The 13971-nt window shown below is 40.8% G+C and carries 11 protein-coding genes and 1 tRNA gene; 6 read left to right on the top strand and 6 right to left on the bottom strand.

Translation table 11 applies throughout. The features are described from left to right. Window positions 1-28: 28 nt before the first annotated feature. On the bottom strand, window positions 29-757 hold the full coding sequence (gene rph / locus SOI84_RS04675) for a ribonuclease PH (protein WP_320675242.1): 729 nt from the start codon (window positions 755-757) through the stop codon (window positions 29-31). A gap of 121 nt (window positions 758-878) precedes the next feature. Between rph and SOI84_RS04680 the strand changes: the two genes are divergently transcribed. From SOI84_RS04680 to thyX, 3 genes are all read left to right on the top strand, one after another. Next, entirely contained in the window at window positions 879-1502 is a 624-nt protein-coding gene (locus tag SOI84_RS04680) for a cob(I)yrinic acid a,c-diamide adenosyltransferase (protein WP_320675243.1), read from the top strand. Continuing rightward, a complete protein-coding gene (gene dcd, locus SOI84_RS04685) occupies window positions 1502-2095 on the top strand; it encodes a dCTP deaminase (protein WP_320675244.1) in 594 nt (197 codons plus the stop codon). Before SOI84_RS04680 ends, dcd begins: the two co-directional genes overlap by 1 nt. Before the next feature lie 131 nt (window positions 2096-2226). Next, window positions 2227-2862, top strand: a complete 636-nt coding sequence (gene thyX / locus SOI84_RS04690; protein ID WP_320675245.1) for an FAD-dependent thymidylate synthase — start codon at window positions 2227-2229, stop codon at window positions 2860-2862. Window positions 2863-2876: 14 nt separating this feature from the next. Here the strand turns inward: thyX and SOI84_RS04695 are convergent, their stop codons facing one another. Then, window positions 2877-3437 carry a thioredoxin domain-containing protein gene (locus SOI84_RS04695; protein ID WP_320675246.1) on the bottom strand — a complete coding sequence of 187 codons (561 nt, stop codon included), beginning with the start codon at window positions 3435-3437 and terminating at the stop codon, window positions 2877-2879. Window positions 3438-3551: 114 nt separating this feature from the next. Then, on the bottom strand, window positions 3552-5591 hold the full coding sequence (locus SOI84_RS04700; RefSeq protein WP_320675247.1) for a lytic transglycosylase domain-containing protein: 2040 nt from the start codon (window positions 5589-5591) through the stop codon (window positions 3552-3554). 311 nt (window positions 5592-5902) lie between these two features. Here SOI84_RS04700 and glmM point away from each other — a divergent pair, with 311 nt between their 5' ends. Continuing rightward, window positions 5903-7300 carry a phosphoglucosamine mutase gene (glmM, locus tag SOI84_RS04705; RefSeq protein ID WP_320675248.1) on the top strand — a complete coding sequence of 466 codons (1398 nt, stop codon included), beginning with the start codon at window positions 5903-5905 and terminating at the stop codon, window positions 7298-7300. 20 nt (window positions 7301-7320) lie between these two features. Here the strand turns inward: glmM and SOI84_RS04710 are convergent, their stop codons facing one another. Together SOI84_RS04710 and trmB are read right to left on the bottom strand one after the other, a co-directional pair. Next, complete coding sequence (locus SOI84_RS04710) at window positions 7321-8631, bottom strand: IctB family putative bicarbonate transporter (protein ID WP_320675249.1); 1311 nt, start codon at window positions 8629-8631, stop codon at window positions 7321-7323. Between the two features lie 3 nt (window positions 8632-8634). Beyond that, complete coding sequence (gene trmB, locus SOI84_RS04715) at window positions 8635-9336, bottom strand: tRNA (guanosine(46)-N7)-methyltransferase TrmB (protein WP_320675250.1); 702 nt, start codon at window positions 9334-9336, stop codon at window positions 8635-8637. A 460-nt stretch (window positions 9337-9796) separates the two neighbouring features. On the opposite strand from trmB, the gene SOI84_RS04720 reads away from it, so the two are divergent. Continuing rightward, window positions 9797-10408 (top strand): DUF3177 family protein, encoded by a 612-nt coding sequence (locus tag SOI84_RS04720; protein ID WP_320675251.1) that lies wholly within the window; start codon window positions 9797-9799, stop codon window positions 10406-10408. 121 nt (window positions 10409-10529) lie between these two features. On the opposite strand, the gene ileS is transcribed toward SOI84_RS04720, so the two are convergent. Beyond that, a complete protein-coding gene (gene ileS / locus SOI84_RS04725) occupies window positions 10530-13436 on the bottom strand; it encodes an isoleucine--tRNA ligase (RefSeq protein ID WP_320675252.1) in 2907 nt (968 codons plus the stop codon). Between the two features lie 425 nt (window positions 13437-13861). Between ileS and SOI84_RS04730 the strand changes: the two genes are divergently transcribed. Continuing rightward, window positions 13862-13943, top strand: a tRNA-Leu gene (locus tag SOI84_RS04730). Window positions 13944-13971 lie beyond the last annotated feature (28 nt).

Raw genomic sequence — 13971 nt, forward strand, 5'->3', positions numbered from 1 at the left:
CATGTAGCAATAATCACTGTTTTCAGTCTTAATGCTCTAATGATGCTTTCTGGGAAGCAAACAAACTTTCCAGGCCCACTTCTGCCATATCTAACAAGCCATTTAGCTGAGGTCTAGTAAAGGAAGCTCTCTCAGCAGTTCCTTGACATTCCAGAAGGTGACCACCCGGGGACATAACTACATTGAAATCTACATCTGCATTTGCATCCTCAGAATAATTTAGATCCAAAAACCCTTCTCCATCCAACAAACCAACTGACACCGCTGCTACCTGTCTAACTACAGGGTTCCTTTGTAATACACCTTGCCGAGTCAAGATCTCACCAGCACGGTATAAAGCCATCCAGGCACCAGTAATTGCAGTCGTTCGAGTCCCCGCATCAGCCTGTATCACATCACAATCAACCAACAAAGTCCTTTCCCCTAATACTTTCATATCCAAAACAGATCGCAAACTTCTTCCTATAAGTCGCTGAATCTCTTGTGTTCTTCCTGACAACTTCAAAAACTCTCGGGTCTGCCTTTGGGGAGTTGATCCGGGCAAGAGACGATATTCGGCACTTAACCATCCTTTTCCGTCCCCTTCTCTCCATTTTGGAATGTTCTCATTCAGGCTAATGCTGCAAATTACAGAGGTTTTACCTGATTGAACTATCAATGAGCTCAGAGCAAAGCCCATTGGTTCCCATGTCACTTTGAAAGGTCGCAAATCCGAAGGTGAACGACCATCCGATCTTTTGTCAGTAGTGATAGGCATTTTTGATCTTAAAAGTTCAACAAGCACATCTACACTACCTATAGTGTAGATGTGCTTGTTATAAACGATTACGCCGCTAGATTTCTTGTTAGTTCAATTACAGTGAATTCGCTCGCGATAAATGTCCGCATGTCCCAATCTCAATGATGGTCTTCGTACACACCGACCAAGCCCTTCTCCAGCCCTGGAAAGTCTTGATCTTAAAAGCCATCAAGATAGATTCAAAGCAGTCCCCCTCCATCTAGTAAAACCAGAAGGACAACTTCACATCCACACAGCTCCATACCGAGGAAGCTTTTCGATGGTTCTAAGTACAGCAATAAGAACTGCAGGACTAGGGAGTCGCGTAATGATTGCCCAATTCTTAAAAGGTGGGGTCAACCAAGGCCCTGAAGGATCTATAGATCTTTGCGGAAAGCTCTCATGGATAAGGCCTGCAATCGAACGCTGTATCCCGATGCAATCCCCCACAAACAAAAGGCGAAGCCACTCCGAACCTGAGACGAAAGCAGTCCAAACAATATGGGAAATCTGCAGAAAACACTTATTAAAAGGCGATCTCGATCAACTGGTTCTGGACGAAATCGGCCTAGCCATCTCGTTGGGGTATCTAAATAATGAGATTGTGATGGAAGCTCTAGAGCAACGTCCTAGAACGATGGATATCATCCTCACTGGACCATCCATCCCTGAGCCAATCATGACGATGGCAGATCAAATTACCGAATTGCGCTTTGGAATCTAATGCTTAAAAACGACCGTTGGATTACTGAACAAGCAACCGCAGGAATGCTTGTTCCCTTTCAAAAAGGACTTGTTAGGCATCTAGAGCCGACTAAAAGCCAAAAACCTGTATTGAGCTTTGGTTGCTCTTCTTATGGCTATGACCTTCGTCTTTCCTCAAAAGAATTCTTGATATTCCGACACGTACCTGGAACAGTTATGAACCCAAAAAGATTCAATCCCGCAAATCTGGAATCAACTCCCCTGCAAACAGACGAAGACGGAGAATATTTCATACTTCCAGCACATTCCTATGGATTGGGCGTGGCTTTAGAAAAGATGAAAGTTCCATCTAACATTACGGTTGTTTGCTTAGGTAAAAGTACATACGCGCGACTTGGAATCATTGTCAACACAACACCAGCTGAAGCCAGTTGGGAAGGGCACTTAACCCTAGAATTTAGTAATAGTTCAGGAGCAGACTGCAGGATCTACGCTAACGAAGGAATCTGCCAACTCCTCTTTTTTGAAGGCGACCCTTGCGAAACAACGTATAGCGATAGGAAAGGCAAATATCAACATCAGCCTGAAAAGGTTACTCTTGCAAAGATCTAGCCTGGGGGGCTATTTTTTCAAGCCCAATCGTTTAACTCAAAGGGGAAAGATCAATCACAACTTCGTACAAATAAAAAGTTGAATCTAGCAAAGAAAATTTCATGCTATAATTATTAAAAATTCTTGCCAAGATGGCCCGCGTTGAACTTATAGCCATAACTCCAGACGCAGAAAAAACTATGGCATATATTGCCAGAGTTAGCAATCCCAAAAACCAAGAAAACAAAGATTATTCAGGACTATTAAAATATTGCATAAAAAATGAACATTGGAGTGTTTTTGAGCAGGCTTATATGACAATCAAAATCGAAACAAGTAGAGGAATCGCAGCACAAGTCTTAAGGCATAGATCATTTACCTTTCAAGAGTTTTCTCAAAGATATGCTGACAGTACGCAGTTAGGTGAAATACCGATTCCTGATCTCCGCCGCCAAGATGTAAAGAATAGGCAAAACTCAACTGACGACCTATCTCTTGAGACAACTGAACTATTTAGAGAAAAAATAAAAACTCACTTTCAAAATTCACTTGAAATTTATGAAGCAATGCTTGCCGCTGGGGTAGCGAAAGAATGCGCTCGTTTTGTACTCCCCTTGGCGACTCCAACAAAAATATATATGTCTGGGTCATGTCGCTCTTGGATTCATTACATCAAATTACGTTCTGGGCATGGCACACAAAAAGAACATATGGATATTGCGAATGAATGTAAGAAGATTTTCTCGAGTAATTTTCCAACAGTATCAAAAGCTCTGGAATGGGTTTAATTATCTCAGAAGGCTCATGAATGGCTCATAGGTTTAGAGCTATTCTCATTTGATCTTGAGGTAGCAAGCTCAAATGAAGAGTGCTTCAACTCTTCTGAATTAAGCAGGTTTGGTAAAGTTTCTTCCATAATTAATGCTTTAGCTACGACTTTTAATTCAGAAAAAGATCTAATTCCAATTGATGCTCCCAACAGTTTCCCTTCAGAGCTAAAGAAGTTTAACTGGGGTATGCCCTTAACATTATATTTTTCAATCAAATCGAGCCAGCGTGGATTATCAACATTTAAAAGTACTAAATCTAGCTTGTTAAGATTCTGGGCCTCTAATTCAAGCATATCTGATGACATTTCTTGGCAAGCTTCACACCAATCAGCATAGAATTCAAAAATTGTAGGTCTACCATTCGACAAAGCCACCTCAGGGTCTAAAGACCGATCCGCTAGATTAGAAAGTGTCGCATCTGTGCTGACTTGTCCCTTTAGGAAGAACAAAAGAACTCCTAAAATTATCGCTACAGAGGCCAAGACAAATCTCTCCATAAGGCTCAGGTTGGTGGCGGTCTGATGAGACTTCATAAGCTGCCTTAATAAGATTCAATATTTCAACACATTTTATATTTTTAAACTAGAAAATTTATGTTTATGTATGAGGTCACTAAAAAAAGGAATACAATATTTAAACAATTCCAATCAATCTACCTTTACCCGACAAGCTGTCCAGTCGGGGGTTAAATAACTCCATAAATTCCCGAGTACTTTCTTAGTATAAAAACGTGTTTCAGGGTATGGAATTCGTTCTACCCATAATTCCGGGTCCAAATATGCTTCCTCTGAAAGCCAACTGTATACGATCGATGAACCAGCGTTGTAACTTGCCAAAACAAGAAAGGGATTACCTTCCCAAATCTCAAGTAGAGCTGCCAAATGGTGACCTCCTATTTCAAGATTGATAGAAGGTTCAGCAAGATATTTGCCCTGGAAAGAGGAATCTATATATTTCTGAGCCGTTAAAGGCATTAATTGCATTAAGCCTATTGCTCCTTGTGATGACTCAACTCCAGGAGAGAATCGGGACTCCTGGTTGGCAATAGCTAAAAGCAATTCGGGTCGAACCCCCGTTTGCTTAAAAGCATCACTGACTTCCTGCATAAACCTATAGGGATATTGACTTCTATGAAAAATATTTCTTTGAAAACAATCCACAAAAGTTTTTTCAAAAGCCAACTCGGACAACATTGCCAAGCCCATCCAAGAATCACCAACAGCTATCCTCAATCTGGCTTCTACAAGAGTTTCACTAAAGTCATGATTTAACTGATCAACTTCTGAAAAATATAAGGCACGCCAAGTTTCCCAAGCAGTCTTTTCGAGCCCAAGTCGCCAAAGAAGATTTACTAAATTATCTTTACTAAATAATGGAGTCCAAGAGATTGGTGAGAATAGATAATTAGAAGGCTCTATTTCTCTTAACTTTGGGAAAGTGATATGTCCGAGCCGTTGATGGGCTCTCCAGGTGTAATAACTGGGCGGATGGTTCTCAATTAATTCAACCCATATATTGTTCGCTAAAAAAGTTTTACCTTTTTTGAACTGAATTAGACCTTCCCAAAACTTAATTCTTACCAAAATTGTTTCTGGGAGGTTTTTATAGCGAAAACTTGACAGCAGAGACTGAGCTTTATCCCAGTCTTCTAATAGCAACGCCTGACGAGCTAATTCCCAGTGCAATTCCCATAATTCAGAGTCATCTCGCCAATCCTGAAAGCCTTCTAATGGTTTTTTATCAATTGACAATCGATCATTCGCCATTGCAATGCTTTTAGCAGCATTCGTCAAGCCTGATGGCAACCCAGCCACCTCATCAACTGATAATCTTTTCAAGCGTAAAAGAAGCTTCAACCCAGCGATACTTTCTTTAGAATTTGGATGATTAACAAACAACTTCTTTAAAAGGGTCTTAGCTAACTCTTTATTCAATTCATCGCCCTGAACAAGACTTTTCGCTATCAGAAAAGTAATTGCTGGCTTACTAGGTGGTTCTTTCAGGCATTTCCATGCTGCCAATCCATCACCTAACTGAGCGAGAGCATTGGCTAATAATTCACGTTCCTTTTCTAAATGAAGTTTTCCTGAGAATTCATCACAAGTTTTCCTAAATAATTGTTCAGCGCCATGCCAACGAACACCCCATCTCGCTAAATGTTTAACACCTTGATAAGGATTAGCAACCTGTCCTTTAAGTTCCAATGCAGCTGCCAATGAAGCAGGATGGGCTGGGTAGAGCTGCATTATTTTCTTACGAAAATCTATCTCATCCCGACCAAGAATGTAATAAGCATCAGCACTAATGGGCGACAAAGGAAATCTTCTAAAAAGTTCTAGCCAAAAAACCTTTGCCAAAGGTTCCCCACCAAGCTTTCTTGCAGTTTCTGCATGTTTTTTTAAAACAATAGCTGCCAAAGGATTCTTCCCCCACCCTTGAGATTTCAAGAGTGTGTATTGCCTTTGTGGAGAATCTCCTGAAGCTGCAACCAGGAGTAATGCAGCATGTCTCCGCTGGGTAGGATCAAGGGACCACCTATATTTCTCCCATAATTGAGAACTTGATAGATTAGGGTTTAACTTTTCCTGAAAAGATCTAACAAGAGCCTGACCTCCCAAGATGGTTAACAAAGTCAGAAAGACAATAGCTGCTAACGCTTTAAATGGATGTTCAAGAGGCCCTCTCACTCGATCAAAGTTTTGTTTTGAGTATGGTGAAAATAAAGATTGATTTTAAAAATCTTTCAATTAGCCTACCTCGCGACCCTTTCCTTCACTTTAAGAGAAGGTTGCGAGATAACTTATAAACGTAAAATATCTAACGATCCCTAGAAGTCTTAACTTTATAGAAGTTTCTGTTTAGAAAAACTAATAAAGTCTTTTTAGAATTGTCTGTAATGAATCCCTTCTCGAGGAAAGATTGGCCTGAAACATTTTCCCTAAAGCTATAGCGACAATATATGATTAGCCCCTACTCCTTCGTTTTCCTTTTTAACTTCATGGACGAAGCTGACAACTATCCCTTGAAACCAAAGCAAGGGAAAATAAATATCAGCTTCGGTACCGATGGTATAAGGGGTCCCATAGGGACTGTATTAACTCCGTCTCTAGCACTTGAGCTTGGTTTCCTTACTGGGGAAGTTCTCAATGGAGATGCTCCCATACTGATTGGGATGGACTCTCGAACGAGTGGACCTATGCTTGCATCAGCACTTGCAGCAGGAATAATTGCTTCAGGTAAGGACGTTTGGGAGATAGGTCTATGCACAACACCTGCGATCCCTTGCCTAATTAAGAAATTTGGGCTTTCAGGAGGGTTGATGATTTCAGCTAGTCATAATCCACCTGGAGACAATGGGATCAAAATATTTGGTTGCGACGGAAACAAACTTGACTACAGCAGTCAAAAAATTATTGAGAATGGGATAAATACTGAATATAAGAATTCTTCTGGCTCTAACTACCGGAAATCAGGCAAAACAACTAAGCGTCCTGAGCTAGTTCAAAGCTATTGCCAAACACTATTAAATTTGTTTGAGCCATACAGGCTCGATGGAATCCGAATTGTGCTTGACCTCTGTTGGGGGTCAGCAACATCATGTGCCCTAGAACTATTTCAAAATCTAGGTGCTGATGTAACTGTTATTAATGGTGAGCCCAATGGAGAGCTCATCAATGTTGATTGTGGTTCTACAAATCTTGCACAACTTCGAGCTGCTGTACTGAAAGAAAACGCTGCAATGGGTTTTGCTTTTGATGGGGATGCAGACAGGATGCTTGCATTAGATGAAAGAGGAAGGTTGATAGATGGCGATCATATCCTCTACTTATGGGGCTCTGAATTAAAAAAACAGCGCAAGCTTCCTGGCAACAAACTTGTCGCAACAGTAATGTCAAACTTAGCTTTTGAACAAGCATGGAAAACAAACGGAGGAGTACTCGAGCGCACACCAGTAGGGGATCAACATGTCCATAAAGCAATGATTCAAAACGGAGCAGGATTAGGTGGTGAGCAATCAGGCCACATCCTCTGTACAGAGAATGGGCTCTCAGGTGACGGTCTCTTCTCTGCTCTCAAAATGGCAACGCTTAGTGTTAAAAGAGGACTATCACTAGCAGATTGGCGTGATGAAAGTTTCAAACCTTTCCCTCAGAAGCTTGTGAACATTCATATACAGAACAGTTGTGTTCGCAAGAGTTGGAATAATTGTGAACCCTTAAATGAGGCGATATCAAATGCAGAAGAACAAATGGGTGCTGATGGAAGAGTATTAGTAAGAGCTAGCGGTACAGAACCCTTACTTAGGTTAATGGTTGAAGCATCTAATCAAGATACTGTTGATTCCTGGACATCTGAACTTGCAGATCTTGCAGACCAACATCTAAATGCCGCCTAAAGTGGATGTTCTTGCAATATCTACTCCTTAGTTTCAACCGAATCAGGCAAATCTAAACTAAAAGTAGCCAAACAGAAAAAAACAACAATTTGTACTGCTGGTCTAAAGAAAACAGTATCAGTAAATCCCATAACTATTAACCCAACAATGGACGAAAGTGCACCTAAGCAAGGCAATGCCCAAGAAGAAAATAGCATCTTATTTAGACATTCCTTAAAAGCAGAAGTAACTATCTGCAAAATTGCACAGAATCCTAGGAAACCATTCTCAACAAGTATCTCTAATGGAACAGAGTAAGCACTTAATGCATTAAAAGTTGCCTTCTGGTAGGAGGTATATACGCTAATAAATGCAGAGTTTCCTGGTCCTATTCCCAGTAAAGGCCTATCTCTTATCATCTCAATCACAACTGACCATACGTTTATCCTGAAATTATTTGAACTATCATCACGACCTGCGATGATACTAAGAAGTCTAAATCTTATAGGCTCAATATAGTGATGCAGAAAAACTAATGAAGTGGCAACTATAAATACAAACAAGATAGACAATATACGTTTGTTATTCAAAGTAAAAGCAATAGGCCGACAAAAAAACAAACCAGCAAGGAAGACAAATAAAGCTGCAAACGATCCCAACCAACCCCCTCTGCTGTAGGTAAAGATTATAGAAAAAATTCCTAATATGAATGAGACAAATGCAAACAATTTACCTCCGACTCCAGTCCACCTAAATATTGCGACTATAGACAAAGGTAATACTGGGACCAAGTACCCCGCGAATAAGTTCGGATTCCCAAATGATCCATAAATTCGAAAGGCTCCCTCTGATAAAAAAGCCTGATCAGACCAAGAGTTTATCTGCTGAAGTGGGTTATAAATCTGACGCAAACCAACTACACATGCAAAGATTTCTCCGAAAAGCAGTGCCGCAAGAAGCCTGTCCCACCAGCGGCTTTCCAAGTGAAAAAGCTTCCTAAATAGGGAATAGATAATCAAATAAGCAAGCAACTTAATCAAACCTTTAGAGGCAAGAAAAGGTACAGGAGAAAAACATACTGAGAGTAAAGAAAGTACTAGAAAAATAAAAATCCAACTATCAGTTTTACCTATTTTTTTAGGAGGAGACAGGCGCAACCATACGATCCAAATTAACCCTATAAGAACCATCATTATTCCAAAACCTGCCCTTGCCAAGAAAGGCAGGCTAGATAGTAATAAAATGAGCGAAAAGCCAGCCCAAAACTTTAGCTTTTCTTCTTTATCTATCAAGAGTTCCTTTAAGCCTTGATACCTAAAAAGAAATGACTTTTTACTTCTTCCTTGAGTCATTATTTATTCGCCAAGTATTGATTTAGATCTAGTCATTTGCCAACTCTCCTCCAATACTGACAAAGGTGGTACCTTCTTATTATTTCTTTGATAAATCAGACAGTAAACAGGAAGTTTTTTCTTGATCGCATAAGTTTCTCTCTCTGTCGGAACACTCATCACACCACTTAAATTCTCTTGGGAAGAGGTCTCTACTCTTAAGGTGTAGCAATCACTTAATTCTATAAGCTCTGCCATAGAGTCAATTAACTCAGAAATATCACTCTTAATAAATAGCTCTCTCCCTTCATTAAGTACAGATGATAGAGCAATTAAAAGTGAAGGCTGTAATACTCTTCGTTTATAATGTCGTCTCTTAAACCAAGGGTCAGGGAACTGAATAGATACTCTTTGGATCAAGTCTGTAGGCAGCTGATATAGCCACTCATCCAAGTTAACGTTTGCATTACAAAAAAAGAAATTCAGGTTCTTTATTCCTAAAGCTTCAGAATCACGTTTTGCCAAATCTACAAGTTTTTGGCGAATCTCAACTCCTAAAAAATTCCAATTATCGTGCAAAGGTGCCAGGCCTAACAAGTACTGCCCTCTTGCCGAGCCTATATCAAGGTGAAGGGGCAGTGTGGGGTCAGCAAACAATTGATTAACCGCTGGAAAAACCCTAGAGACTTGAAAAAAACGGCTTAGTGGGTTGACATGTTGACGCACTATCTCTTGGTTGCAAAATTAATCCCCCTCGCCTCTTAGCTTAGAAGCAGCTAGAAGACACAATTACCACTTGTACTAAAACGCCCTAATAATCGCACCTAGCAAGATCAAACAGGCAACCCTTGGCTGAAGGATGCGCAAGCTTTCCAGTTTTACTCCATCCTCCTGTTCATATAAAACTACTCTTGAAGGGCTAACTCAATGCTTAGCCCTAAGAAATCTCCTTAAAGAAGCATTACTCAACAAGCGGCATTTCTTAATAGATCCACGCACGAAAGAATCCAAGGGTCAAGAAGGCCTGTACCTTAAAAACGATTCCTTTACTTCTTTCCGTAGTGTCTCATTCAAACACACTTGATGAACATTAACAATATGAGAGCAAGCTCACAAATTTTTCCTTATCAACATTCCAAAGTGGGCTAAATACATTGATAATGGCCACTTCTAGAGTTATCACTTCGTGGAGAATCTCAGTTACAGCATTTTTGTAAACCTCACATATCACCTTGCTGCTTACTTTGCCGTAGGACTTCCGTGCGTTCTAATGATCTGGTCTTATGCCCAAAAAGAAGCTTCGATGATCAGATTGATGTCAATCTATTGGAAGGTATCTAGCCTTCTTGCAATAAGCATGCTCTTACTAACGAACCAACGGCCAATTGGCTATTTGATAACCTTTCTGGCCCCAATACTAATGGTCCTATCAGTATGGTTCTGGGTGGATTTGAACGAGGAACTTGCTGATCTACCACCTTGGAGAGCATTACCCTTAACTGTACGCATTTGGCGATGGGCACTTACTGGTTTTGGACTGATTGCCACCTTAGTTAGTGCAATGAGTCTTTCATGCATGCATGCAACATCCCTACCACGTTGCATGGCCTGGGTTCATGGCCCCCAAGGCCTCCATCAACTATTAGCAAAAGTTTTTGCCTTCCTGTTTGGAGGAAGCTGGACAGAGCCAGTGGCAGCTTTTATTGGATATCTAGCCCTAATCGCATATACGGTTGGCTTGTTGCAATGGCTACTAGTACGACTACCCAAGCAAGGGAGAATCGCCGGAGAATTCTGAGCTCCCAAAGGGGTAATAAATTCAACTTACGCTGAAACACAACCATAAACTTGGCAATCGCAATCAACAACATAAAAGTCTTAGGACAAACTCATCTTCTTAAGAACTTATCAACCAAAATCTAAATTCGTTCTAAAATATTTATACACCTGCCACATAAATCGGGATGAGTATTACTAGACCCTATATCTAATTCATAGTGCCAACATCTATTACATTTCTTTCCTCTAGCTCTTGCTACCTCAATCAATGCAATCTGATCTGATTGACTAGAAATTAATTCAGCCCATGGCTCCCCGCCTAGCTGCAATTGTGACACCAAAAACCAATCCCTTAAAACATCAGTTTCAGAATCCCCATTTGTATTCAACCAGTTAATTGCATCTATCAAGTTCTGACTTTTAAGTTCTACTCTAACTGCCGAATCTAGTGCAGACCCTAATTGTTGTTTGGACCTGCAATCCTCTAAGACCCTATTAATTAATCCTCTTAATTCACGCAACTGAAGCACATGGACATTCAATGTAGAGTCTCTCCATGAATCCGGGGGAACAGGCCAAGCTCTTAGGAATACAGACTCTTCATTAACTGCATAAGGAAGGTTCTGCCAAATATCTTCTGCCATATGGCATAGCACTGGAGATATAAGCCCCGCCAGACTTTCTATCACTAATGAAAGAACTGTTTGACAAGTCCTTCTACGCCGGTCAGATGGGGCACTAACATATAACCTATCTTTAGATATATCTAAATAAAAACTGGAGAGATCAGAAACACAGAAACTCTGGAGTATCTGAAAAAACCTTGAGAAATCATACTTGTCAAAAGCATCACTAACTTCATCAATAATCTGGGACGTTCTGTGCAACATCCAACGATCAATTAACGGCAACTCTTCCAGAGAGATAGCATCACTCGCTGGATTAAAGTCGTGAAGATTTCCCAATAGATAACGCGCAGTATTTCTTACTTTTCGATAAACATCACTAAGTTGTCTAAGAATACTTTCCCCAATTGGTACATCTACAGAATAATCAACTGAACTCACCCACAGTCTTAGAACATCAGCTCCATATGGTGGGTTTTTCTTCTGGTTGCTACCACCTTCAATAATTACTTCTGGATCGACAATGTTGCCAAGAGATTTGCTCATCTTTCTACCTTTATCGTCCAACGCAAATCCATGAGTCAAGACTCTTCGATATGGAGCTCTCCCTAATACGGCGACTGAGGTAAGCAAAGAAGATTGAAACCAGCCACGATGCTGATCTGAGCCTTCTAAATAAAGATCAGCAGGGCAATGAAGGTCACTCATTTTTTGAGTAACGGATGCCCAACTTGATCCAGAATCAAACCAAACATCCATAGTATCGGTTCCCTTACGCCAACGATTAGCTTCAGAGGCATACCTTTCTGGAAGGAGTTCCGACTCTTCTTTCTCCCACCAAATATCTGCGCCATGAACCTCTATCAAGTCCTTGACATGTGAAATAACCTCAGAGTTCAGAAGCACCTGATCCCCATCTCTCTCATAAAACACAGGGATTGGGACTCCCCAAGTCCTTTGCCGTGAAATACACCAATCCCCTCTTTCACGAACCATTGATTCAATTCGATTTCGGCCTGAAGAAGGTAACCATTCAACAGCCTTAATTGACTTCAAAACATCAGCTCGAAAACCTTCTACGGAAGCAAACCATTGTTCAGTTGCTCTGAAAATTGTTGGCTTTTTAGTTCTCCAATCATATGGATATCTATGTTCGTAAGGTACATGCCTTAAAAGAGCTTTTTCATTCTGGAGCGCCTTAATAATCTCTTGATTAGCCTCTCCTAAAACATTTAAACCAGCAAACTTTCCTGCTTCCGCTGTAAGTGTCCCAGTTTCATCAACAGGGCAAAGAACTGGCAAGCCATACTTCTTTCCTGTATTGAAATCATCAAGACCATGACCAGGAGCAGTATGCACAAGACCCGTTCCAGATTCAGTAGTTATATAGTCACCTCCTATTACGACTGGACTTTTTCTGTTAGCAATAGGATTGTTATAGAGAATTCCCTGCAGAAGATGACCTTTAACATTGGCAAGTAACTTTAATGAGGAGGAAATTGTCTCACTTAGTTCTTCCATAAGTTTTGCCGCAAGTATAAGAATCCTCCCGTCACTATCCTCAGCAAATGCATAATCAAGATTCTGATTAATAGAAATGGCAAGGTTTGCTGGAAGAGTCCATGGAGTAGTAGTCCAAATTGCCAATTTCACCTTTTTTGCAATCTCGGAAGCCTCCTTGGGTAACTCAACTCCCTGAGTGAGAAGTATTGCTCTCAGGTTTTCTGGGAGCTCTATTACTGGAAAAGCAACATAAATGCTTGGGCTAACATGACCATCTGGATATTCAAGCTCTGCCTCTGCAAGGGCTGTCTGAGAGCTAGGACTCCAATGTACCGGTTTCAAACCACGGTAAATATGGCCCTTCAAAGCCATTGTTCCAAAGAGTTCGATTTGTGCAGCTTCATATTCCCTATTAAGAGTTAAGTAAGGGTTCTCCCAATCAGCCCAAACCCCCCATCTACGAAAACCTTTCATTTGCTGTTGAACCTGCTTCCTGGCATATCCAGCAGCTTTTTTTCTTAGTTTTAAAGGAGTTAATGATTTACGTTGCTGCTCATCTAGGCCTTGCAAAACCTTAAGTTCTATAGGAAGACCATGGCAATCCCAACCAGGAATAAAACGAACCTTCCTACCTCTGAGAATCTGATATTTATTAATTATGTCCTTAAGAACTTTATTTAAGGCATGCCCCATATGCAGAGAACCATTGGCATATGGAGGCCCATCATGAAGAGTAAATATTGGCCCCTTATTAGAAAGTCCAAGATTTAAATCGACTCCTTTTTTCTTCCAAAACTCCTGAATTTCAGGTTCTCGCACAATTGCGTTAGCACGCATTCCAAACCCTGTCTTTAAAAGATTCAAGGTTTCCTTGTATGTGGATTGGGCTTTGGAGCCCTGAGCTTTCTTCTCAGTCACAATGGTGCTATAGCAAAGGAATTAGGAGCCTTATGGCTTCTCTTCAGTTGATTCAGCTTCAATTCCAATACTGACTCTATTAACTTGATGAGCAACACGCAAAGGTTTAACAGCCAAGTTCGAAAAAGATAAGAAGAGATCCCCAAATAACAACGCAGAGGCGACTCGGTTGAGGAAGAACTAGGGAAGAGCAACATCAGTCCCAAACTACACACAGCAAGCAAAAATCTCCCACTACCATCGTGAGCATATGTCTTTAAATAGGCCTGTTTCCATAGCTAAGAGCTCTAAATAGAAAAATCCCCAAAGGGATCTCAAATAATTTCCAGGCTAAATTGGTCTACAGATCTACTCATTAATCATTCTCAAGGAACTAACGCAATGATAGGGTGAATTTAGGTCTTCGCAGTCGCTGAGATCCATTGGCCCATCTGGCGGAATTGGTAGACGCGCTGGTTTTAGGTACCAGTGGCTTCGGTCGTGGGGGTTCAAGTCCCCCGGTGGGCATTAGTTTTAGCTTGATTTGGTATTGCTT

The organism is Prochlorococcus sp. MIT 1341 (assembly GCF_034092415.1).
Lineage (GTDB): Bacteria > Cyanobacteriota > Cyanobacteriia > PCC-6307 > Cyanobiaceae > AG-363-P08.